Consider the following 22,872-nt stretch of genomic DNA (forward strand, 5'->3'; position numbering starts at 1 on the left):
GGCACTAAACCTTAAACTGTTTCAACTCTTCCTCGAGCTGTAAGGAAATTTGGCTTAACTCTCTGGATAATTCGGCGACCTGATCAATACTGCTGAGTTGTTCCTGTGTATTGGCACATACCTCCTGGGTGGAGGCGGAATTTTCCTCAGTAGTCGAAGAAATAATCTCGATGGCCTGTAAAATCTCATCCTTGTGCGTGTATACGATGGATGTGTTATTACTGATCTGAATCATCCGCAGCTTTAACTCTTCCAAGTCTCTGTTCAGGTTAAAGAAGAGTTGCTTGGCGGTCTCTACAGAACGGGCATTTTCCCCGGCAATCTTCAAGCCGTGGCTGGTGTGTTCTACTGAAATGATTGTTTTTTCTTCAATTGTACTGACTTTTTTGTGGATTTCCTGAGTGGCGAGTGCTGTCTGTTCAGCAAGCTTGCGTACCTCTCCGGCAACCACGGCAAACCCTCTGCCATGTTCACCTGCACGTGCAGCTTCTATAGAAGCATTAAGCGCCAAAAGGTTGGTCTGGGTGGCAATTTGATTAACGGTGTTCACGATGCCTGAAATCTCATGGCGGCTCAGATCAATAGCCTCTATAATAGACGAAACTGCCTGTGTTGACTTGTGATTGTCTTCTGCGGATTGGGATAACTGCTCAACTAAGCGCAGACCGGATTCACTCAGCTGTGCAGAAATTTGCGCCATCGATTCTACGGCTTGTGCGTCACTGGTGATTTCGTTAATTTGATCCGACAGTGCACCGGTTTTGCGCAAAATACTTTCTGATTCAATAGACTGATAGTTTGTGGCGTTTGCGATTTCATTGATGGCTGTTGCCGTTTCATTCATGGTTAGAGCCGTTTTAGCAGAAATACTCTGCAAATGATCGGAAGACTGAGTCAGCACCTGAGTAGTATTACCGATCACTTGGATCATTCCCTGGATCTTCTGGACCATTGCAGAAATACCATGAGCGATTTGCCCGATTTCGTTGCTCGAACGCTCATTGATTTGCACCGTCAAATCCCCGTTTTCAATCCGCTTGATTGCGGTAAGCAGCTTCGGTATGGATCTTAGCAGGTAGCGGAGCGTAATGTAGCAGATCAACACCAGCAGAAGGGCTGCTGCTGAGAAGCTGCCGATCGTAATCCAGGTAAAAGCTTTCAATTCGCTCAGCGCTTCTTGCCGGGTAATGGTCAGACCTACAGACCAGCCTGTGTCCTTACTGGTAGCATAACCGATATAGCGGGGTTCCCCGTTATCATTAATCAGCTCTACGCCGGTCTCACCGTTTATCATTTTTGTGCCGATTTTGCCGAAATCCCCTGAGTCCTCATTGATTTTTTCCTTTAACACTCTGTCTTCGTCCGGATGATAAAGAATATCACCTGAACGGGTAGCCAGAATGGAATAACCGGTGCTTCCCAGAGAGTAGCTCTGCATAATAGCCGGGACGTCATTAAAAGCAATATCTGCAGCAATAAAGCCGATCAGCTGGTTGCTGTCATTTTTGATAGGGTAAAAAATACCCATAAGCAGCGTGCCCGTGTTAACGTCAGCATAAGGTTCGGAATAATACAGACCGTCTGCTTCTGAGGCAGGCTTGAAATAAGGACGCGAGCGGATATCAAAATCAGACTTGGAAGTGACACCGTCATTCTGGAGAAAATAGCCCTTCCCGGATATTCCGGCAACCCAGACATCGGCAAAGGATGGCTCTGTCTTTACAATTTCCGCCAAGGTCGCTATAGTATCGGCGGCAAGAGGAGAGGTGCTTACCTTGTCTGGAGTTGTACTCTCGATGTATCGCTTAAAAAGATCGTTCGTGGACATTTGTTTGACCAGTGAGCCCTTTTCTTTAAACAACGCATCAAATTGACCGACAATACCCTGTGTCTTAGTCATTAGGATGGATTCCTGCTGAGTGACCAGAATGTCCCGGGTATTCGAATAAATGAAGGTGCACAGGGCCGAGAAGACGACAACAATAATAACCAATAGAACAATAGCCAATGTGTTGGCAATGCTGGATGAGCGGAATGGCCGCTTTTTAGTAAGCTGTGACATATGACATCTCCCGGAACCATATTAGAGTGAGAACCCTTGAATAATATGTCGGAATTATGACGTATTTCGTTTAGAGGAATTAGAGAGGTGAGCGAAATGATGAAAAAAATGGTGGTATTACTGTCTGCATTGTTCCTTAGCTCCTGTAGCAAGGTCCAGCTTGACCAAGAGGAAATGGCTTTAATTGAATCCTTAGGAATTAGCGAACAGCAAGCCATAAAGCTTAAAACCTATGCTGAACCCAAAGCATTATTGCCCTTAGCCGAGCCCGATAACGGGTGGAATACTTCGGATTTAACGGGGATCTCATTTAATACTGAGGAGCGTAAAGTGCCGAAAATTTTTGATTTGCGCAGTCAGCTGCGTGAAGATGGATTTTTACTCTTCAGGAGTCAAATGAACTTCGGATACGAACCGGAGCAGATTAGTGTGATTAAAAGTGATGATCAGTACGATATTCTTAGGTACAGCGGCACAGACGGAGCTAATTATGATCTTTTGCCGGAGGATATTATTGCCAAGTTGAAGGAATGGGAAGAACGGTATCCCTTCGAAATCACCGGTGCCAGCCTTGATTGGCTGGAGGCCGAGTTAATCGATAAAGTGCAGGACTTGTCTGAGCTGGCTAAGGAGGTATATGAATTTTGTCCGGATGTGGTTGATCAGGGAACCGGGTCGGTAGAAGCGCTGGAGAAGGAGATGGAAGCCGAGAGAACACTATATTTGTGGTGGGATTGAGCATTTGAATATCAATAAAATCAGGAGGAACTCATTATTAAAATATTACCAAGTAAGCTATTTCCCGACTGCTCGTTTACATCAGATGAGGACGCTGGCTTTTATGATATTACCCCTGAAGGTTTCAAGCATGTTGTTTCTTTGTACTTAGACAGTGAAGTTGTTAAAGAAGATGATTCGATAGCAAAAGCTGCTGCTTTTTTTGATAGGTTATTTGAATGGAATGGATTTTGCAGAAATGCCTTTATGTCTGCTGAACAGAATAGCGAAGAATTTGAAACGATAATGGAATATTTCAGCTTTTACAAAGAGGAGGCCCCGGAAGTTTTTGCAGCGGTATAATGTTGATTTTACGCTGGGCTATGATCAGTTGCTGTCTGTTTATTTTGACAGTGACTGTAATTTTGGAAACATTGCATGGGAAAGCTGAATGAATATCCAAGTGGTGAACCTTGAAACGAATATCCATGTTACAATCTGATTAGAATTAAATAATAGTTATAGGAGGATATGGATAGTGGATCGCTATAAAACGTACATAGTCATATTAGCGGCATGCAGTATGCTTTTGGCGTCAGGCTGTACGGGAGGGCAAGCTGATTCTCAGGCAGAATCAGAGGTGCCTAATATTGTCCAGACGGCGGCGCCTGAGGTTAAGCTGTCAATCAAGTCTACAGACGTGCCAAAAGACACGGTATTGAGTACACCAGAAGCAGCGGAGGAGCCTTCCTTTGCCCAGTTAGTGGATACCTATGGAGATCTGGGACTGATTGACGCTCATAATCATGATGCATCTGCTATGCAGTATCTTAGAATGGAGAAATCCTGGACTGCCAATAAGGTACGCAATGTCGTGCTTTTTGGAGATGTTTCCGAGCCCAGTGCCATTCTGACTGATGTATTTAGCTGGGCCGCCTATCAGAGTAATCCTGATCTCTACATACCGTATTTCTCGGGCTTTGATCTCCATGATCCCGAATGTTTGAAGGTTATTAAAAACAATCTGGAAAAGGGTTACTTTGGTTTAGGCGAGATTGCGGCGGCGTCAAGCTATTCTCCTGTACTTGCAAACGTCGCCTGGAAGGCAAGCGATCCTATGGACGGATACTTTCCCCAGATCTATGACTTGATTGCGGAGTATAAGGCGCCAATTCTTTTACATATCGATCCGCCGAGCGGGCAGCCGGTAGCCAAGCTGGAACAAGCCTTGAGTGAGCATCCGGATACTATTTTTATTTTCGCACATATAAATGCCTACAATACTCCTGATGAAGTTGACCGCTTGATGGGCAAATATCCGAATCTGTACGCTGATTTTTTTGCCGGATACTCTGTCTATAACCCCGAAGGAGGGCTGCGACCGGAAAGATTCATTCCTGTAATTAAAAAATATCCCGACCGTTTTATGCTTAGTACGGATTCCGGTTATGGACTCGAAGGCGGCGAAGAGAAAGCAATAGAGGCCATGTACAGGATGCTGGATTTGTTAGATGACGCGCAGATCGCACAAATGATCGCCCGGGACAACCTTTTGAACTTGATTCAAGCGCAGCCAGCAACTGAAACGCAGCTAAAAGCGATCGCTGAACTGGAGAGGAACACCGGCAACTCATATGGGGAGAAGCTGAATAAGCTGGAAGCGGGGAAAATACTGGCACAGGTTATTAAAAAATGACGATTCCATTGTGATTCTGGTGTCGACGATTCCATTAAGAAACCGGCCTGGAATGAGATTCCAAGCCGGTTTTTTAACAGGTACTTAAGCTAATGAACCCATATGTGCTACCGCCAGGCACTATTTCAAAATGTATTTTGTCAAAGTATTATTGAACCAGTAGTCTGCGAGGTAGAGCTCGCCTTTCCCTGCATAGATGTATTGGTGTCCGGCGTGATAGTCGTTCCACAATGTGGAGAGATGGTAGTTAATCTGCAAATTCCCCGGATCAAGCACGTAAAAATCCTCTCTGGCTAAATCCCCCTCGAAAGTCTCCGGATCAATTACTGCCGGACGCTCCTGCCACTGGTACTGCTTCTCTACGGTAATTTCCCCAGAAGGTGTGATGAAGGAATTCCAACCGTTGTCACCAAGCTCGCCAATTTGCTGCTTGCCGAGCAGCTGGTTGTCTTTGCTGTACAGCCGGTACACGGCATTGTTACTCTGGACCAGATAGTTATTGCCGGTAATGCCGATGACACGGTCTTTTGGGTTAAGTGAGCGTATCCAATTCCTTTTGCCGTCCGCACCGAATCCGATTAATTTGTAGTCAGTCGTACTGTATAAAGAGATTAGTACAGACCCGCCGCTGAAGGACTGTACTCCCATATTGGCATCAACCAATCCTTTGGGTGCCGTGTAGCTGACGAATGGGCTTTTAGCATCCAGACTCCGGTAGACATTCACGCTGGACTGGTCAGAATTGTGCACAATATAGCCGTTCGGGAGTATCTCCAATGTACCTGTTGTTAATGCACCTTTGGTTATTGCCAGTTTTCGGACCTGCTTCCCGTCACTGCTGAATTCCTCAAAATAACGATCAGAGGTCTTGGTTGAAGAGTGGTAGGTGTTGTAATACAGCAGAAGATTTCCACTGTCCAGCACAACCAGTGTGAAGGGATTATTGAACGTTTTGGTCCATTTCAGCTTGCCGTTGGCATTGACTGCGGAGAGGAGGATTTTCGTTCCGTTGTCGTTTCTTTTATAGAAATAGCTGTTGCCATCCTTGCTGTAGTAGGGGTCCGATCCGCTGAACGATTTGTCATTGGCAATGTCATAGTAGTCATAAACCCAGTTGGCAGTGCCCGCTTTGCGGTCCGCAGATGCGTAGGTAAAAGTGGTGTATTTGGTTTTGGAGGGCGAAACTTCTACTTTCTTACGCAGCTGGAAAAACACACGGTCCTTGCTCTGTATGCTGTAGAGGGTGTTAAACGTGGTGTAGCCCTCGGGCAGCTTGTAGCTCCATTCCGGCTCCGGCAGCTGTTGGGATTTGTAAGCTGCGGAGGTTCTGTCCGGCACCAGCAGCTGGGCGGCAAGCAAAATAGCCAGCACAGCGGCAGACACCTTGAATCGTTTTGAACTCATGTTTCTATACCTCGTTTTCTATGTATTAGACTCTTATAGTAATAGTGAGGGACAGGAATGAACAAGGAAGGTAATACCAGAAATGGATAGGGCGTAAGTGGACGGGTGAATAAATCTAGGGAGCACTGCTTTAACCCGCCTGTGTTAGATTACATTGTTACGGGTACATAAGTACATGATGTGGGTCTATATCGGTCGACTCTGTAAGCACATTTTTCCGGACATCACCGCAAGAGAGGAGTAACTGTGAATGGATACGTGGATTTATCTAGTGATTACAATGTTTTATGCAGGGCTGGCTGTATGGGGAATATTGATGTATCCCCGGGGCAAAGCGAGGCTGGGCTATTATGCCCTGCTTGCAGTGACAGCCGCACTGATCTGGGATAATGGAGTTATGGCCGCGGGCACAACCATCGGCGAAGGCGGGCTGCTGGAATCCTTAAATACGGCGAGATATTGGCTGCATGCCTTTTGCACGCCGCTGCTTGTAATGGCCAGCTTCGATCTGATCCGTTGGGCAGGCAGTACATGGGCTTCAACAACCATTATGAAAGTCATAGCCTGGCTCTTTACGGCCGGTCTTATTGTATTGGAGCTGACAACGCACACCTTTTCCCTGCAGCTTAAGCCCATGCTTGAATACGGCGCGTTGCGTTATGTGCCTGCGAATGAAGCGTCCGGGCCGCCAATCATGGTCTTACTGATTATGATTCCGCTGTTTGCCGCCGGAATTATCCTCTGGAAGCGGAAGATAACTTCTGTTCTCTTCCTGGGAACAGCACTTATGCTTGCCGGCAGCATGATACCGATACCAGTGGAGAGTGCAGCCCTAACGAATGTTTTTGAGCTGATATTAATTGCGTCGCTCTGGTATGCAGTGTATGTGTTGCAAAAGCTGAAAGAAGATTGATCATCATCATGCCTGCCAGTTAGTTCAAGCTGAATATCCGGATGTCATTAACTAAAAGAAGGGTCAAATCAGTTATATAACGGATAGACCCTTCTGTACTAACTATATGGATCAGAGAAACTATGTGACTGGGCCTAGTTGCATTCATTTATGCTTCTAAACCGGTAGCAATGAGATTATCCCCATACGAAATCCAGTCGCTCCAGCTGCCTGCATACAGACGAACATTCTTGTACCCAGCCTTCTCCAGCGCCAGCACATTCGGGCAGGCGGTTACGCCGGAGCCGCAGTAGACGATGATCTCGCGGTCCTTGTCCAATCCGGCAAAATGTCCCTGCAGTTCTTCGGCGTTCTTGTAGCTGCCGTCAGCATTCTGCGAACCTTTCCAGAAGTAATTGAGCGCACCGGGGATATGGCCGGCTTTCTTATCCATAGTCTCGTTCTGTCCCTGGTAGCGGTCATTCGCCCGCGAGTCGATCAGGATTGGCAGAGCGGAGAGGGGCACTGTGAAATCAGCTTCTGCCGTTTCAGCCTTAGCTGCAGCCGTCTGCTCAGATACCTTTCGGACCTCATCCACTCCTGCCAGCATCTGCGGCTGCACATTTGCAGTGAAGGTACTCGGTACACGGATAGGCTGATGATCCGTCACCGGATATTTTTCCGCTTTCCAGGTGCTGAAGCTGTCTTCCAGAATGAAGACCTGCTCGTGCCCGAGGTAGCGCAGCAGCCACCAGAGGCGGGCCGCGTTCATGCCGCTTTCGTCGTCATAGGCAACAATGCGTGTATCGTTGCTGATTCCCAGCCTGGAGAGCCGGGCTGCGAGCACCTGCGGGTCAGGCAGCGGATGGCGTCCGCCGTGTTCACTGACCGGACTGGACAAGTCGAGCTCCAGATCGAGATAGACCGCCCCCGGAATATGCTCCTGCTCATAGCTCTCCCGTCCAGCCTGCGGCTTGCCAAGGGTAAACCGGCAGTCCACGATCGTCTGCTCCGGATCATAAAGTCTGGCCAGCAGCCAGCGTTTTGTAACAGTCGCTTCCATTGTAATCCCATCCTTTGCAGTGTGATATGTATTGGATTATTATAACGGAAAAAATACAGAGGCGCATACATACACGGAGATAGAATGTTCACTTTGTTTGACACATGCGGTTGACAATAATAGTATTGCTTTTGAACTGATAGACTTTTGAAGAGAATGTTGAGAAAGGGGCGTAAGCTTACGGAAACTATAGTTAACCAGACCTGGCCGGAGTGGGGCGGAAACCTGGAGAAGCGCAGCGGGGGCTGGAATAATACGACCTATATTGTGAGCGGAAGCAGCCGGAGAGCCATCCTGCGTATTTATGATACACACCGAGACCGTGAAAAAATCGAATTTGAGCATGCCGTCCTGCTGGAACTGGACAAGCTGCCATTACCTTTTGCCACACCGCTGCCTGTTCAAACCGTTAATGGAGACACACTGGTGCAGCTTGGGGAAAGGGACGGCAAGTTTGCCTGCCTGTTCAGATATATTGAAGGAGATTCACCCGGGGATGAGGATACCGGTTATTATGAGTCATTCGGTGTGGCGGCAGGACTGCTGTCTTCCGTATTGGCTGAAATAACTCCGGGTCCGCAGCCGGTATATCGTCCTTATTATGAGCTCCGTCAGGCTTATCCGTTGTGTACAGATGAGACGGTCCGGGAGCTGTGCTTGAATCCGCCGGAGCCGCTGGCAGAGCTGAGTGAGGAGCTTAACAGACTATATCAGGCCTACATAGACATTGCAGATTCGCTAAAAAAACTGGAAACGCTGCCGCATCAGCTGGTACACGGTGATCTGAACGCGTCTAATCTGCTGGTTGATAAGGATGATCATAGCCGGGTAGCGGCGCTGCTTGATTTTGAATTCTGCACCTATGATCTGCGGGCGATGGACCCTGCGGTAATTCTGTCGGGTCTGCTGGGACATCCGGAGCAGCAGCGGGCTGTCCGTGACTTCTGCCGGGGCTTCAGCCGCAGCGTTAGGCTAACCGATGACGAGCTTGCCGCTCTTCCAACCTTGATGCTGCTGCGTAAAATCGATGTGTTTCTGCATTTTGCCACCCGGTACATGGAAGGGACGGACGAAGGGAGTGTGCTGCATGAGCAGACGAGACTGCTGTCCGCGGACCTCATCCAGCTGTCGGCAGGAACGGCGGACATGGTGAGGATTTTGCGGGAAGAGCAGGATCGCGCTAATAGAGGTTAGTGCGGAGGCGGGAGGCATTCGAAAGAACGCGAGCGAGGGGATCGTATGATGCTGTTAAAATGCTGTTACGGCCCGCTACGCCGAGAAATGAGTGTTCACCAGGCGTAACGAAGTAATCTTTATAACTGGCAAGAGAATAACTGCACTCTGTACATCTAAAACCCGTGAAAAGCTGCATCTGCACGATATAAATGTATTTTGTGCAACTAAATCTTCCACTTTTGCTCAAAAAGATCCTTTTCGAGGATTTTAACTGCACAGAGTGCAGCTAAACTGGCTATACGACTAAAAAAGCTCATTTTAGTTGTATAAAGTACAGCTATGCGGATCAGCTTCTGAATGGACAAATTCTACAGGAGATAGTTGAGCGAGCTAAGTGTAAATAAGTCAACTAAATCCGGGTAAACTGACGGTTTGAGAAATCTGGTTGGGTAAATGACACTTAATGATCCGGTTTCCGCCGAAAATGAGGTCAGAGCTTCCTCGGCGTGGATTTAATAAGATTACGCTGGAGCGTGGGAGACCTTTCAACTTTTAGTTGGATTTTTGCTACCTAGTTTCATACAATCTCATCTTTTCTGATGATTAGGTGCGAAATCGCTACTTAATTTAGGCTACAGACGCTCCCGTTCAACAAATACAGCTGCAGTGAAGATCCCCTGGCAACATCTTCAGGGTATCTATGCTGCAGCTGTTTTGTTTACACGCCAGTAGGAGCAGGCTTGCCTCTCAATATTTCTTTATAGGTTTCGATTGCCAGCGCCCGGGAGCGCTTGAGATCAACGATGGCTTCCGGGCGGGGCAGATGGATCTCTTTGTCGGAGAGCTTGGACAGCTCCGGCAGCCAGGTGCGGATATAGCTGCCGGACGGATCATGGGTCTGCGATTGCGTGACCGGATTCATTACTCTGAAGTACGGGGAGGCGTCGTATCCAAGCGATGAGCTCCACAGCCAGCCGCCGCGGTTCAGTACATTGTCGTAATCCTTCAGCTTCAGCCGGAAGTAGCGTTCACCGTAAATAAACGGGCAGCCCAGGTTTTTGGTCAGGAACATGGCGGTGATCATCCGCAGCCGGTTCGGCATCCAGCCGGTTTCATTCAGCTGGCGCATGGCGGCATCAATGACCGGTATACCGGTATTGCCGCCGGACCAGGCTGTAAAGTGCTCCGTGCTTAGCGCTGACAGGTCATACACCTTTTCATAGCTGAAGAAGTCCGGGTCCAGCTGGGCCTGATACAGGTAAAAATCTCTCCAGCCCAGCTGCCGCAGCCAGTCCTCCCCGCTCCTGCCGTCCGCCGTCAGCCGGCTGTACAACGTCCGTACAGATATAGCTCCGGTATTCAGATGGCGGCTGATCATGCTGGTTCCCTGCTGGGCGTATTTGTCGCGTGACAGCTGGTAGCCCTGCAGCTCTGTCTCGAAGAAATCTTCGAGCATAAGATCCGGGCTCATGCTGCGCGCCGAAAGGGTAAGGTGCGAGAGCTGCCGGACGATTTCTTCAGGAAGACTGAACTCTGACATCGTCCCGGGATCTAATGCGGCTGTGTCCAGCTGCTGCAAACGGGCCGTATAAGGAGGGCGGAAGCGCTCACCCAGGAAAGTACGCCAGCGCCGGTAAAAGGGAGTAAATACCTTGAACGGTTCATTCCGGCCGCTCCACTGCATGAAATCATTCCGGTCACAGAGCATGCTGTCCTGGCAGGACAGGAAACGGATGCCAAGGCCTGCTGCGGTATTACTTAGCAGACTGTCTCTTTTTAGCGCATAAGGAGTGTAGTCAGTATGGGTTAATACCAGTTCAATCGGGTGCAGCTGAGCCAGCTTGCCCACAATTACGTCAGGCTCGCCGTAGAGAAGGTGAAGCAGCTTGCCTTCCCGCGCATACTCCTCCTGTAATCGGGCTACATGTGTCAGGAAGTTGATGCCGCTGTGTTCAAGATGGCGTCCGTTGCGCAGAAGAAAAGGCTCAAGGATCAGTACATGCAGCGAACGGTCCCCGGCCGCTTGAATGAGATCAAACGCCGGCAGATCATAGGTCCGCAGATCCTTGCGGTGGATGAATAGAATCATATAGGCAGCTTCCTTTCACATACGAAAAAAGTAATACTCATTATTAAACTGTGTTCAGGCCAATGAACTGTCCCGGCGCTAAATCATCTTAGATCAGCCGGTAGCCGGAGGGAAGTTCGCCGGTTCTGCGGATTTCACGAACTTGTGCCAGTGTGAGCCGCTGATTGGTAGAGATAATTGATTCTACATCATTACCGCGGATATAGTCATCCAGGTCACGGATATTGCGATTACCGCGGAGGACGAGGAAGCTGCCTCTAAACCGTGTTCTGCTGAACAGGACCAGGGTTGCATTGCTGCTGGTAGAGAAGAAACGCAGGCTTTCAATCCCATCAAGGATGTTATCTGTATTGCGGATACCCAGGTTACCGGTGTAGGTTCTTCTGCGGCCCCGGTAATTTTCTTCCTCATAAACTCTCAGGCGGGGGTAAGTCTGGGATACATGAACATTTGGTTTCATTGTCATTCCTCCTAGGGTTGTCAACTTGTGATGCAATTCTATTCTATGTACTGTCAAGGTTTTGGTGTGGTTGATAGACTAGCGGTCAATACATTAGGCAGTTAGGCTGAAAATGGCAGCAACTACGGCTGGACTCAACCGCAAAAAAATCAGGCTTTACTTCACCATTATCTTAGTGTACTATTTAACTAACACACAAACACATGAACAGCTTGCAGAAAAAACAACGGGAGGGACAACGGAAATGGAGCGGACTTCAGCGAATAAAGATCACTCTGCACCGGCAGGCGATCTGCCGGTGCTGCAGATGAAGAAGGTTACCAAAAGGATCAAAGGGAAGGCGATCGTCAACCAGCTGTCTTTTGAAATACGTAAGGGGGAGATTGTCGGGCTGCTCGGGCCTAACGGTGCCGGCAAAACAACAACAATCCGCCTGATGACCGGACTGATCAGGATGACAGAAGGTGACGTGCTGGTCCACGGGCACAGCATCCGCGATGATTTCCAGCGGGCTATCGCTAACATCGGGGCAATTATCGAGAATCCGGAATTTTATGCCCATATGACCGGGCTTGATAATCTGAAGCAGTATGTGCGGATGAGTGACGGGATTACCGAAACACGGATCTCCGAGGTGGTAGAACTGGTCGGACTGCAGAATGCGATGGATAAAAAGGTAAAAGCGTACTCGCTCGGCATGCGCCAGCGGCTGGGCATTGCCCAGGCCCTGCTGCACTCGCCCAAGCTGCTTATTCTGGATGAGCCTACCAACGGCCTTGATCCGGCAGGTATCCGCGAAATGCGCGAGTATATGCGGAAGATCGCCGAGGTGGAGGGCATATCCATTCTGATCTCCAGCCATATGCTGGGCGAAATCGAACAGATCTGCCACCAGGCGGTCGTCATCCAGAACGGAGAACTGGTTAGAGTAACCCGGCTCGGAGCACAAGCGGATACAGAGCATGAGGTCTCACTGACCGTTAGGGTGGATAATCTGGAAGCAGCGGCAGCGGTGATTCAGACGATGAAGGGTGTGCGGCTGACCGGCACGGATGAACTGCATTCCGAACTGATGATTAGCCTGCATGACCATAACGTTCCGGAGCTTGTTGCCTCGTTCAGTGCGGCGAAGGTTGGCGTATACCGGATTACCGAGCACAAACAAAGCCTGGAAGATGATTTCCTGAAATGGACTGGAGGGAACCGGATTGCGTAAATTTAATCTGCTGGTCGTAAATGAATGGGTGAAGATGGCCAAGAAACGCTCCTTTGTTGTACCTTATCTGATTCTTCTGATCTTCCCGCAGGTGCTGGGCTACATTATTCATTCCGTATCGCCTGACTCTATTGCTTCAGCAGCTGGTTTCACGCGGGAAATGCTGTTGCCGACCGGAATGGGCCAGGTGATGACGATTCTCTCCATCATCGGAACGGCGGGGATAGTCGCCAAGGAGCATAGCCGGGGAACGATCAAATTTCTGCTGATCCGCGCCCGCAGCCGTACAGCCATCCTGGCATCCAAGTATGTGACCGTTTTGCTCTATGTCCTGAGTCTGACTGCAGTGGCAGCAGCGGCGATTTTTCTTAGCGGAATGATCTGGTTTAACACAGGAGGCGGGGAGACCGGAGTAGCGGATATACTGCTGGCTCTGCTGTATGGCTGCATATATTCTTTTGTATATGTAACTTTAGCCTTTATGCTGGGTGTGCTGACCCATTCGACAGGTGTAGCCATCGGTCTGCCGATGTTCTTGTTAACGATGGACAAAATCGTAATTTACCGCAGTTTCTATAAGTACTTTCTGTTCCCCAACCTTGATTTGTCCGTGTACGGAAGCGGTCAGCAGCCCCCGGTGCCCGGCATGACGCCCGGCTTCTCGGTTCTAATGCTGGCGGTTTATATGGCGGTATTCCTGCTGGCGGGCTTTCTGGTATTCAGACGAAGGGACGTTGCTTGATGACAATCGAATTTGACAACAACCAGCCGATTTACTTACAGATTATGAACTATCTCAAAGGCGAGATCATCACAGGCAAGCTGAAGCCCGGTGACAAAATCCCCTCCGTACGCGAGCTTGCTGCAGAGCTGCAGATTAATCCGAACACTGTGCAAAGAACCTTTCAGGAACTGGAGCGTGAAGAGATTGTGGAGACGCGGCGCGGCATGGGCAGATATGTAACGGGGAGGGAAGAGACCATTATGAAGATTAAACGGGAGATGGCCCAGGACATTCTGGAGCGGTTCGTCCGCGGCATGCAGGAGCTTGGCTTCCAGAGTGAAGAGATCGTAAAGGCTGTGGCTGACAATATCGCGGCAAAAGAAAGCAGGGGGATGTAAGGGTGGACAGCATACTTAAGGTTCAGCAGGTATCCAAAGCATACGGCTCCAGACAGGTGCTGCATAATATTTCTTTTGAACTGGGCGCCGGAAAGATCGCCGGACTGCTCGGCAGCAACGGAAGCGGAAAAACCACGCTGATGAAGCTGATATCAGGGCTTGCGCAGCCGTCCGCCGGCAGCATTTCCGTGCTGGGCACACCCGTCGGGGAAGAGAGCAAGGCACTGGTATCCTTCATGCCGGACCGGCCGCTGACAGAGAACTGGATGAAGGTGGGCGATGCGCTGAGATTTATGCTGGACTTCTACCCTGATTTTGATCCGGAAAAAGCCCGCCGCATGCTGGACTTCATGAAGCTCAGTGAGCACAGCAAAGTATCCTCCCTGTCCAAAGGGATGAACGAGCGCCTGCAGCTTACACTGGCCCTGTCCCGCAGAGCCAGGCTGTATATGCTGGATGAGCCGATCGGCGGCGTAGATCCGGTGGCGCGTACGAAAATTCTCAATGCCCTGATGGAGTTTTATGAGGAGGACAGTACCATTCTGATCTCTACCCATCTGGTATCGGATATTGAACGGATTTTTGATGAGGTAATCTTTATTAAAGAAGGGAAAATGGTCTTGCATAGTGATGTTGAGGAGCTGCGGCTGCAGCGCGGCAAGAGCATTGATGAGCTGTTCAGAGAGGTGTATGCGGAATGCTGAAGCTGATTGCTTATGATTTCCGGCGCGGCCGTGACCGGATTCTTGCGGCGTTTGTTATTATGGTATTGTTTCAAATCGGGGTCTGGGTTTCCTCGGGGACAACAATTGAAGAGACCGTCTCCATCCATTTAATCATTTATTTTATATTGGGAATCATCTTCCTGTTCTTTGCTGCCTTCAGCTACAACCGGAACCTGAAATCCTATCAGCGCAGGCTGATTCCTGTTAAAACAATCTATACAGTGCTCTCGCCGCTGCTGCTGTACTGGCTGCTCCTGCTGTGTCTGCTGGTTACCGGACTGATTCATCTCGGACTGTACGTGCTGGTCTATTCGGCTGATTTCATACCTGCGAACTTCTGGCCGGTGGCGGCACGCAGCGCATTGCAGTGCACCTGGTCTGCCGGCTTTATTCTGCTGATGGTAATGTTCGCCTCCACTTTGGCAAGAAGTATTCCGTTAAAGGGGAAAGTATGGATCACCCTTGCTGTTCTCTTTATATTAGAAAATGGAGTGGCTTACCTGGAAAAGCTGCTGTTTAACAACTATTTCATCGGCATTGATAATGCTTTCCGGTTTGAAGTTGTTAAAGCGTCGGAGCTCCCTGGCAGCCTGGAGCTGGTATACGTAGGCTCAAACCTGTGGGCACTCGTCTTTGAAGTTGTAGTTGCTGTATTACTGGTTTACACGATGACCGTGCTGATCAAGAAAAGAACAGAAATCTAAACAGAGATTGCAATTAAAGAAGCAGAGCTGCTGTCAGCTCTGCTTCTTTTCGATTGTGAAAAACATAGTAAACAGGGGATTTCATAGAGCCGTGCGCGCATTAGTCCACAGCTCCAGTTCACGTGCCAGCTGACTGTCTTCCTGTTCGTTAAGCTCAAGTCTGATTCCGTATTGGAATTGCCCAATGCCGAACATCCAGCCCCAGCGCACACTGCCTTCAAACTGCAGATTCTGTTCGGCCAGCCGGAAATGGATAATCAGCTTGGTGTCGCCTGAGGTAAAGCGGAGGTTCAGTGAAGTGCGCACCTTGCAGCCCGAGCGGCTGAGATCAAGCAGCACCCCCTCGGTTAATTTACCGGCTCCCGGCCCGGTGTTACCAGCCGGAACTTCAAGCCAGCATTCGATCGGCTGGTTCATTACATATCGGAATAGTTCTTTTCTGCTGGAGTCGTCCATCATTTACCTCCGCCTGTTTTTTTGCTATTATATCGGAATGGCAGGATGAGAACAATCTACTATAGTGCCATTTTAAAAGTTAATTTTTAATATTTATTTCAGCGGGGAATAAAAGGGGCGTGCAGGGCTTGTATCAGTATGAGAATAAAAGCTTTCTCGAGCAGAAATTTGACTATGCTTCTCTGCAGGACGGGGAGCTGACCGGCTGTACCTTCGAACGGTGCTCGTTTCGGGGCGCATCGATGGAAGAGATGACCTCCAGCGGGTGCCGGTTCATAGACTGTGATTTTTCCGGGGCTCAGCTTAATGCATCACTGCATAGGGGAGCAGCGTTCACGAACTGCAAGTTTACGGGAGCCAACCTGTTTGTCGCCAAATTTATGGACTGCAAAATGGTAGGCTCTGATTTTGCCAATGCCTCGATGGACGGGATTACGCTGGACGGCGGGGACTGGTCGTACACGAACCTGCGGCACGTTAACCTGGCGAGGCAGGATCTGCGCGGTATCAAGTTTACAGAGGCGGATCTGCTGGGCTGCGATCTGCAGAAGAGCGACCTGCGCGGTGCTGATCTGAGCCGTGTGCGGCTGAGCCAGTGCAAGCTGGCGGGAGCCGATCTGCGGGATGCGAAGCTGGAGGGCATCGATCTGAAGAGTCTTGACCTGAAGAACGTGAGGATTGACGTAGAACAGGCTGTTCTGCTTGCCCGCTCACTGGGAGCCAAGGTAGGCTGAGGGATTAACAGAATAGGGCAGCAGCCCCGCTCTTTTGAATGAAGAGGCGGAGCTGCTTTTTTGTGCGGATGTGCAAATTGGACAAGATCAAACATTTTGATCCAACCTGCCGGCTTAATCAAGAAAAGTACATAACAGCATGCTTATTATCATTCGGGTTCTATCCGATATATAATTATCGACTCATTTCGACAAGGGGACATGTGTATGTCGTTTAACCTGCGGACGTTTTTTTCAGGCGCCTTCGCTGTAATTATTATTTTGCTTACAGGCCTGCTGATCTGGATTATCGGCAGTGAATCAACGAAATCAGTGGAACGGAGCATCGGCGGCTCACTGGCCGAGGAAGCTTATCAGATGGCCGAGAAGCTGGATCATTTCATGTGGTCGCGCTCGGGTGAGGTTCAAGTACTCAGCAGGCTCAATGCGTTTCAGGAGCCATATGACAAGGCGGAAATCAGCGGCCTGCTTAACCAGCTGAAGAGCAGCCTGCCGGTGTTTACCTGGGTAGGGTTCCTGGATACGGACGGTACTGTGCTGTCGTCCACGGACAATATTTTGGCAGGCCAGAATATCAGCCAGCGGCCTGTTTTCCAGGAAGGAATCAAGGGGCTGTTCATTGGGGATGTCCACGATGCCGTGCTGCTGTCCAAGCTGCTGCCGAATCCCGGCGGTGAAGAGTTGCAGTTTGTTGATGTCAGCGTGCCAGTTTATAACCAACAGGGGCAGACTACAGGGATTCTGGCAGCGCATCTCAGCTGGGAATGGTCGAGAGAGGTAGAGAAGTCGATTGTTACACCGCTGAAAGAACGGATGAACGGTGTTGAGGTGCTGGTGGTCAGCCGCAACGATGACACTGTGCTGCTTGGACCGGACAATCTTGTCGGTAGCCGGCTGCCGGATCAGGTGCTGCATAAAGCAAGAGAAGGTCAAAATTCCTGGATGATAGAGCGTGCAGACGGCAAGGGCGATTATCTGACCGGATATGCCTACGGTGACGGCTATCTGAACTATCCCGGGCTCGGCTGGACGGTCATCATCCGCCAGCCGGCGGATATTGCCTTTGCGCCCGTTCATCAGTTTGAACGTTTTATCATTCTGAGCGGACTGGCTGCGGCTGTAATCTTTGGGATTCTCGGCTGGTTCCTGGCCGGATGGGTGTCCCGGCCGCTGAATGCGATTTCCCGGACAGCAGATCAGCTCAGCTCGGGAGCATGTCTGGACATTCCAACCTCAGGAAGAATTAAAGACGTAGCACTTCTCTCGGCATCTTTGCAGAATCTGGTGGATAACCTGACCAAGACGGAGAAGAAGCTGAGCTATATGTCTGATAAGGCCATGCATGATTCATTGACCGGACTGCCCAACCGTACGGCACTGGATGAATTTATGGCTCATGCGGTCAGCAAGGCCAGACAGAACCAGACCACACTCAGCATTCTGTATCTTGATCTGGATGGTTTCAAGAAGGTAAATGATACATACGGTCATGCAACAGGCGATGTGCTGCTGCAGCAGGTTGCGGGAAGACTGCTGGAATCCACCCGGGATCATGAGATTGTTGCCCGGCTCGGGGGAGATGAGTTCGTAGTCATACTGCATACCTCGGCAGGCAAGCCGATGTATGAGGCCGAGATTGTGGCTACACGGATTATCAACAAGATTAATCTGCCTTTCCTGATCGGCGGCGGCAGTCTTCACGTCGGCTGCAGTGTTGGTGCTGCGGTATGGTCGCCGGAAGCGGGAGAGCCTGCCGAAACGATGCGGCTGGCGGATGAGGCGCTCTATATTTCCAAGCGCAGCGGCAAGAACCGGATTACCTTTGAGGCAGCGGGCTGAACGTCTGCTCCTTAAACAAAAGAAAGCTCTTTTGGCCTGCAGCGTTCCGGACGCTTTGCAGTTTCAAAAGAGCTTTTATGTGTGTGAAAGAGTATGTATTGTGATTAGCGCAGCTTTTTACGCGGGTTAGACCACCATTTAATCCAGAGCTTCTCCTCGTCGTCATGAAAAAACTTGATCCCGATCCATTTGAGAGGTGTCCACACCTCTTTAAAATAATATGAAGGCATAGTCCATTATAACCTCCTAATAGTTAATTTTTACTATATATTACGCCTGAATTTATATTTTAACAAGGACTATTAAGTTAAAATTAATTTAAGCGAACGGTCTACAGGCGGGTCAAATACCCAGTAAGGATTCGGGCGTTTGGCATATGCTATGCTGTAAGCTAACTTGAAGGAGGAATTCTGATGAGCGAAGCCGCAGGAGCAGGGTACGGAGGCTGGGCAACCTCAGCAACGACAATTCTGGTACTGTTTATATTACTTGTGATTATTACACGTACATTTTAGTAACGGTCAGCGACCATGATTTGCATATGGAACGCCGCGGGCATAAGCTCCGGCGTTTTTTGTGCTGCAGCTAAAGAAAGATGGCCGCTGACCGGGTCTTTAGGGATAAGCACAAGCCTTTCCGGCGGTGGTGCATTTAATATAGGGAAAGGATGTGAGGGCATGACCAATGCCGAATTTATCGCACGGATTGTTCCCTACGCGGTAGCCGACATGCAGCGCAGCCACATTGCCGCTTCACTCACAATTGCCCAGGCTGCACTTGAGTCCGGCTGGGGGAACAGCGGGTTAACGGTAAAGGCAAATAACCTGTTCGGGATCAAAGGCAGCGGACCGGCAGGAAGCATTGCTGTCCGCACAACGGAATATTTAAACGGCAAACCGGTACAGGTAACAGCCGCTTTCCGCGCTTATAATGACTGGGGCGAATCCGTAGCAGATCATTCCGCGCTTATTGTCGGGGGTGTCTCGTGGAACCGCAACCTGTACAGCAGGGTGATCGGAGTGGACGGGCAGACGGCCGCCCGGGAAATCGCTGCGGCAGGCTACGCCACTGACCCGAACTATACGGCAAAGCTGATTCAGATCATGGACACCTATAATCTGTACCAATATGACGAAATCAAGGAGGATGATGAGATGTCGGCGGAAGACAGACAGAAGCTTGCGAATCTGGAAACGGAGCTAAAGGACCTGCGTGTACTGCTGGCTGGTCTTACGGTAAGCAGGGATACCCTAAAGACCGGAGTGCAGGAGCAGGGCCAGGCGATCAAAAATGTTACAGACCGGCTAACCGTCATTGAAGGCCGTGCGGTTATGAATGTTCCGGCATGGGCGGAACCGGCAGTGAATGCGGCAGTTGCTGCTGGGCTGCTGGATACACCGACGGGCGGAAGCTATGACTTTTACCGGCTACTGACCGTGCTTCACAGGGCGGGCCTGCTGGTGACCGGGAGGTGAATACGATGGTTAACGAGGCGCTTAACAATGTGCTGGCCTTCGCCTCTGTGCTGGCTGTGTTTGTTATGGCGCTTGTCCAGCTGGTGAAGAACAGTGTCAATCTGCCCAAGCAGCTTGTGCCGGCGGTGGGCCTGGTAATCGGGCTCCTTGTCGGTGCTGTCTCATACCCCTTCACAGATATGACGCTCGTGCTCCGTTTATGGGCTGGGGGACTGGCCGGTCTATCGGCTACCGGACTGTTTGAGCTCGCTTTTAATAGACGGGACGGGTACACAAAGGACAAATAGCATATGCAGGGAACTAATCTGCTGTGAAGTTATTCTTTTACTTGTTGGTCATATGACCAAGCAATCGCCGGCTGCAGCTAATATGATGAACTATGCGTTACAGAAAGGAGGTGCTTTTTGTGGGAACTTATCTTGATGCGAGAACCTCTCAGAATGCCAGTACGGCGAACTCGATTGCCATTCCGATTCTGGTCATTAATACGCCGCAGCTGTTCGGTCAGATTGGCCTGTTAAGCGAAGGGGTTACGACCAATCCGCGCGTGCTGTTGAAAGGTACCGTCTCTGTTCAGCTGCCGCTGGCGCTGGTCGGAATCACCATCCGGATTGTCCGGGGAACGCTGGCGACTGATCCAGTTGTCTACTCCGCCACCTCAACGTTCAACTTGAGTCTGCTGGCTCCGCAGGTTATCACATTCTCTGCTGCCGACTTTAATCCGCCGGTTACCCCTCAGCTGACTTATACTGCTTTTGTATCCTCCAATCTGCTGGGAACGGTCCGTGTAGGTCCGGAAAGCTTTGATGGTATACTGGTTTCTGACTAAATGCAGCTCCTGCACCTTGTCATGCCTTATATTAAGTGCGGCAAGGTGCAGATTTACTGCTCAGCCTAAAAAAGTCCGTTTTGCCCAATCTGAATAGAACCCTGATACATATTCTATTCTGTAGTCATTATCTTGAAGGAGGTTATCTCATGGGTGCAGATTGCGGATACGGTGGTAATGTTGGCGGCGCTAATGTAGGTCCTGTAGGTCCTTGGACTTCTACTGGTGCGATTCTGGTTCTTTATATCCTGCTTGTTATTATCTTGAGTGCCTGCTTCATCTAAGGGGGTCCTCCCAGGCGTGTTTCCGGCTAAGCCGGGAGCATGCCTTTTTTTATTGCAGAAATCAGGAACGATTGCTTACACTGGATAAAAGTGGATTGAGGAATGGTGTTTTTATACTTACTTGGTAAATTGGCTGAACTTAACCTGTATTGTAAACGTATTAATTAGAAATTAGAACAAGGAGATGTTTATGATGAGAAAAAAAGCTGTAATGCTATCGGTTTGCGGTCTGCTAATGCTTGGAGGAGGGGGGATGCCTGCGCCGGCATACGGTGCTAATAACTACACAGGACTTATTCTTAATAATAAGCCGCTAAGTCTTCCTGAAGACGTAAGTACCTTCTTGCGCGGCTCTGAGATTATGGTGCCGGTGCGTCCGGTAGGGGAAGCTTTAGGCTACGGTGTAAACTACATAAAAGCAGAGAACCGTCTGGAGCTGAAGGACAAAAACCACAATTATGTAATTCAACTGGATGAGAGTACTGTTTATGTGGATGGAGGAGTGAAGGGACAGGATATTTCCGGTCAGCCGGTTTTGAAAAACAATCGTATTTATGTGCCGGTACAGTTTTTCCAGGTACTCGGCCTTATTACGGCTTATAATGCAGATTCTGCCCAAGCTGCAGTCACTACTCCGCAAAAGTATGCTGAGAATATTACAGGACTGCTCAGTGGAGGAAAATATATGGAATTGTGGCAGCAGGTATTCAGTAAAGAAGTTCAGCAGGGTCTACCGGTATTGAAAATGCAGTCCGTCTGGGAGACGCTGGTTGGAACCTATGGCAATTTTGTCCGGCTGGACTCTGTAGCAGCGGTCCCGGTTGACGGTTACACCGTTATTCAAGCACCTGCAGTATTTGCCCAAAGCAGCTTGATGATGACGCTTAGAGTCGACAGCTCCGGCCGCTTAGCCGGGTTATTGTTCGCACCTGTTGCGGCGGCCGATGACAAAGAGCTTCCGGCGGGACTTATTGAAGAGGAAACGATTGTAGGCGAAGGTACGGCATATCCATTAAAAGGCACGCTGACATTACCGGAGCATGCGTCAGGCCTGCTGCCTTCGGTTGTGCTGGTGCACGGCTCCGGCTCATCGGACCAGGATGAAACGGCATTTGGTTACAAAATTTTCCGCGATCTCGCCTGGGGACTTGCCCAGCAGGGGATTGCAGTCTTGCGGTATGACAAACGGACCTACACTTATGGCCAGCAATATGCAGGCGGGGCGTCGGCCAGCCTGACAGTAAAGGAAGAGACTGTGGACGATGCCGTACTGGCGGCGAAGCTGCTGAAGCGGGATGCGCGTTTGGATCACGGGCAGGTATATTTGGCCGGGCATAGCCTCGGCGGCATGCTGGCCCCGCGGATCGATGCCGGAGGCGGTGATTTCGCCGGACTCATTCTGTTGGCCGGATCACCGCGCAAGCTGTGGGAAATCTCCTATGACCAGAACATGGCTATTGTACAGGCTATGGATGACAGTGATCCGCGCAAAGCCCAGAATAAGGCTCTTGTTGACGCCGAGCTTCTTAAGGCTGAGGCCTTGGCTTCTATGACCACAGAGCAGGCAAAGCTGGCACAGCCGGTATTCGGAATGCCGGCGAATTATTTGCTGGATATGGAGCAGCATGATGCAGCAGCGCTTGCCGGGAAGCTGACCAAGCCGGTGCTCGTGCTGCAGGGTGCAGACGATTTTCAGGTATATGCGGATAAGGATTTTGTGCAGTGGAAAGAAGTACTGAAGAATAATCCGGCGGCAGCGTTTAAGCTGTATCCGGGACTGAATCACTTTTTTGTCAATTATGACGGGGAAGGCGCCGGAACAATCGAAGAATATAAAGTGCCGGGGAGTGTGGATGAGCAGGTTATTTCAGACATAGGAGAATGGATCAGCGGACAGAACTAGTTTACAGAAGGCTTTAATTAAGAAGG

General features: G+C 49.8%; 25 protein-coding genes. 18 read left to right on the plus strand and 7 right to left on the minus strand.

Annotated elements, in window-relative coordinates:
• Positions 1–4: 4 nt before the first annotated feature.
• Entirely contained in the window at positions 5–2,062 is a 2,058-nt protein-coding gene (locus tag NST84_RS13250; protein ID WP_342566014.1) for a methyl-accepting chemotaxis protein, read from the minus strand.
• A 96-nt stretch (positions 2,063–2,158) separates the two neighbouring features.
• Here NST84_RS13250 and NST84_RS13255 point away from each other — a divergent pair, with 96 nt between their 5' ends.
• The 3 genes from NST84_RS13255 to NST84_RS13265 all read left to right on the plus strand — a co-directional run bounded on the left by NST84_RS13255 (position 2,159) and on the right by NST84_RS13265 (position 4,475).
• Positions 2,159–2,800 (plus strand): DUF4253 domain-containing protein, encoded by a 642-nt coding sequence (locus NST84_RS13255; RefSeq protein ID WP_342566015.1) that lies wholly within the window; start codon positions 2,159–2,161, stop codon positions 2,798–2,800.
• A gap of 141 nt (positions 2,801–2,941) precedes the next feature.
• Positions 2,942–3,142, plus strand: a complete 201-nt coding sequence (locus NST84_RS13260) for a hypothetical protein (RefSeq protein ID WP_342566016.1) — start codon at positions 2,942–2,944, stop codon at positions 3,140–3,142.
• 175 nt (positions 3,143–3,317) lie between these two features.
• Positions 3,318–4,475, plus strand: a complete 1,158-nt coding sequence (locus tag NST84_RS13265; RefSeq protein WP_342566017.1) for an amidohydrolase family protein — start codon at positions 3,318–3,320, stop codon at positions 4,473–4,475.
• 120 nt (positions 4,476–4,595) lie between these two features.
• On the opposite strand, the gene NST84_RS13270 is transcribed toward NST84_RS13265, so the two are convergent.
• The gene (locus NST84_RS13270; protein ID WP_342566018.1) at positions 4,596–5,879 is read right to left on the minus strand and encodes a hypothetical protein; all 1,284 of its coding nucleotides are present in this window, start codon (positions 5,877–5,879) and stop codon (positions 4,596–4,598) included.
• Between the two features lie 250 nt (positions 5,880–6,129).
• Here NST84_RS13270 and NST84_RS13275 point away from each other — a divergent pair, with 250 nt between their 5' ends.
• Positions 6,130–6,792 carry a hypothetical protein gene (locus tag NST84_RS13275; RefSeq protein ID WP_342566019.1) on the plus strand — a complete coding sequence of 221 codons (663 nt, stop codon included), beginning with the start codon at positions 6,130–6,132 and terminating at the stop codon, positions 6,790–6,792.
• Positions 6,793–6,940: 148 nt separating this feature from the next.
• On the opposite strand, the gene NST84_RS13280 is transcribed toward NST84_RS13275, so the two are convergent.
• Positions 6,941–7,834 (minus strand): sulfurtransferase, encoded by an 894-nt coding sequence (locus NST84_RS13280; RefSeq protein WP_342566020.1) that lies wholly within the window; start codon positions 7,832–7,834, stop codon positions 6,941–6,943.
• 156 nt (positions 7,835–7,990) lie between these two features.
• Here NST84_RS13280 and NST84_RS13285 point away from each other — a divergent pair, with 156 nt between their 5' ends.
• The gene (locus NST84_RS13285) at positions 7,991–9,028 is read left to right on the plus strand and encodes a phosphotransferase (protein ID WP_342566425.1); all 1,038 of its coding nucleotides are present in this window, start codon (positions 7,991–7,993) and stop codon (positions 9,026–9,028) included.
• Positions 9,029–9,728: 700 nt separating this feature from the next.
• Here NST84_RS13285 and NST84_RS13290 read toward each other — a convergent pair.
• Together NST84_RS13290 and NST84_RS13295 are read right to left on the minus strand one after the other, a co-directional pair.
• Positions 9,729–11,099, minus strand: coding sequence for a deoxyribodipyrimidine photo-lyase (locus NST84_RS13290; protein WP_342566021.1), 1,371 nt, complete (start codon positions 11,097–11,099; stop codon positions 9,729–9,731).
• 88 nt (positions 11,100–11,187) lie between these two features.
• On the minus strand, positions 11,188–11,559 hold the full coding sequence (locus NST84_RS13295; RefSeq protein WP_342566022.1) for a hypothetical protein: 372 nt from the start codon (positions 11,557–11,559) through the stop codon (positions 11,188–11,190).
• A 244-nt stretch (positions 11,560–11,803) separates the two neighbouring features.
• Between NST84_RS13295 and NST84_RS13300 the strand changes: the two genes are divergently transcribed.
• The 5 genes from NST84_RS13300 to NST84_RS13320 are packed head-to-tail and all read left to right on the plus strand — an operon-like array spanning position 11,804 to position 15,326.
• Complete coding sequence (locus NST84_RS13300; RefSeq protein WP_342566023.1) at positions 11,804–12,775, plus strand: ABC transporter ATP-binding protein; 972 nt, start codon at positions 11,804–11,806, stop codon at positions 12,773–12,775.
• Positions 12,768–13,517 carry an ABC transporter permease gene (locus NST84_RS13305; RefSeq protein ID WP_342566024.1) on the plus strand — a complete coding sequence of 250 codons (750 nt, stop codon included), beginning with the start codon at positions 12,768–12,770 and terminating at the stop codon, positions 13,515–13,517. The genes NST84_RS13300 and NST84_RS13305 overlap by 8 nt, the downstream gene beginning before the upstream one ends.
• On the plus strand, positions 13,517–13,897 hold the full coding sequence (locus NST84_RS13310; protein WP_068725831.1) for a GntR family transcriptional regulator: 381 nt from the start codon (positions 13,517–13,519) through the stop codon (positions 13,895–13,897). Before NST84_RS13305 ends, NST84_RS13310 begins: the two co-directional genes overlap by 1 nt.
• Before the next feature lie 2 nt (positions 13,898–13,899).
• Positions 13,900–14,601, plus strand: coding sequence for an ABC transporter ATP-binding protein (locus tag NST84_RS13315; protein WP_342566025.1), 702 nt, complete (start codon positions 13,900–13,902; stop codon positions 14,599–14,601).
• Positions 14,595–15,326, plus strand: a complete 732-nt coding sequence (locus NST84_RS13320; RefSeq protein WP_342566026.1) for a hypothetical protein — start codon at positions 14,595–14,597, stop codon at positions 15,324–15,326. The genes NST84_RS13315 and NST84_RS13320 overlap by 7 nt, the downstream gene beginning before the upstream one ends.
• Positions 15,327–15,407: 81 nt before the next feature.
• Here the strand turns inward: NST84_RS13320 and NST84_RS13325 are convergent, their stop codons facing one another.
• Complete coding sequence (locus NST84_RS13325) at positions 15,408–15,743, minus strand: PilZ domain-containing protein (protein WP_342566027.1); 336 nt, start codon at positions 15,741–15,743, stop codon at positions 15,408–15,410.
• A gap of 167 nt (positions 15,744–15,910) precedes the next feature.
• On the opposite strand from NST84_RS13325, the gene NST84_RS13330 reads away from it, so the two are divergent.
• Complete coding sequence (locus NST84_RS13330) at positions 15,911–16,516, plus strand: pentapeptide repeat-containing protein (protein WP_342566028.1); 606 nt, start codon at positions 15,911–15,913, stop codon at positions 16,514–16,516.
• A gap of 207 nt (positions 16,517–16,723) precedes the next feature.
• Positions 16,724–18,355 (plus strand): diguanylate cyclase, encoded by a 1,632-nt coding sequence (locus tag NST84_RS13335; protein WP_342566029.1) that lies wholly within the window; start codon positions 16,724–16,726, stop codon positions 18,353–18,355.
• A gap of 104 nt (positions 18,356–18,459) precedes the next feature.
• On the opposite strand, the gene NST84_RS13340 is transcribed toward NST84_RS13335, so the two are convergent.
• A complete protein-coding gene (locus NST84_RS13340; RefSeq protein ID WP_342566030.1) occupies positions 18,460–18,585 on the minus strand; it encodes a hypothetical protein in 126 nt (41 codons plus the stop codon).
• A gap of 183 nt (positions 18,586–18,768) precedes the next feature.
• Between NST84_RS13340 and NST84_RS13345 the strand changes: the two genes are divergently transcribed.
• From NST84_RS13345 to NST84_RS13370, 6 genes are all read left to right on the plus strand, one after another.
• Positions 18,769–18,870: a YjcZ family sporulation protein gene (locus NST84_RS13345; RefSeq protein ID WP_342566031.1), complete on the plus strand. Its 102-nt coding sequence runs from the start codon at positions 18,769–18,771 to the stop codon at positions 18,868–18,870.
• Positions 18,871–19,032: 162 nt separating this feature from the next.
• Positions 19,033–19,830, plus strand: a complete 798-nt coding sequence (locus NST84_RS13350; protein ID WP_342566032.1) for a glycoside hydrolase family 73 protein — start codon at positions 19,033–19,035, stop codon at positions 19,828–19,830.
• Positions 19,831–19,835: 5 nt separating this feature from the next.
• Complete coding sequence (locus NST84_RS13355; protein WP_342566033.1) at positions 19,836–20,117, plus strand: holin; 282 nt, start codon at positions 19,836–19,838, stop codon at positions 20,115–20,117.
• Positions 20,118–20,236: 119 nt separating this feature from the next.
• Positions 20,237–20,659, plus strand: coding sequence for a hypothetical protein (locus tag NST84_RS13360; protein ID WP_342566034.1), 423 nt, complete (start codon positions 20,237–20,239; stop codon positions 20,657–20,659).
• Between the two features lie 149 nt (positions 20,660–20,808).
• The gene (locus tag NST84_RS13365; protein ID WP_197071804.1) at positions 20,809–20,943 is read left to right on the plus strand and encodes a sporulation protein YjcZ; all 135 of its coding nucleotides are present in this window, start codon (positions 20,809–20,811) and stop codon (positions 20,941–20,943) included.
• A 193-nt stretch (positions 20,944–21,136) separates the two neighbouring features.
• The gene (locus NST84_RS13370) at positions 21,137–22,846 is read left to right on the plus strand and encodes an alpha/beta fold hydrolase (RefSeq protein WP_342566035.1); all 1,710 of its coding nucleotides are present in this window, start codon (positions 21,137–21,139) and stop codon (positions 22,844–22,846) included.
• Positions 22,847–22,872: the final 26 nt, after the last annotated feature.

The organism is Paenibacillus sp. FSL R7-0345, assembly GCF_038595055.1.
Classification (GTDB): Bacteria; Bacillota; Bacilli; order Paenibacillales; family Paenibacillaceae; genus Paenibacillus_AQ.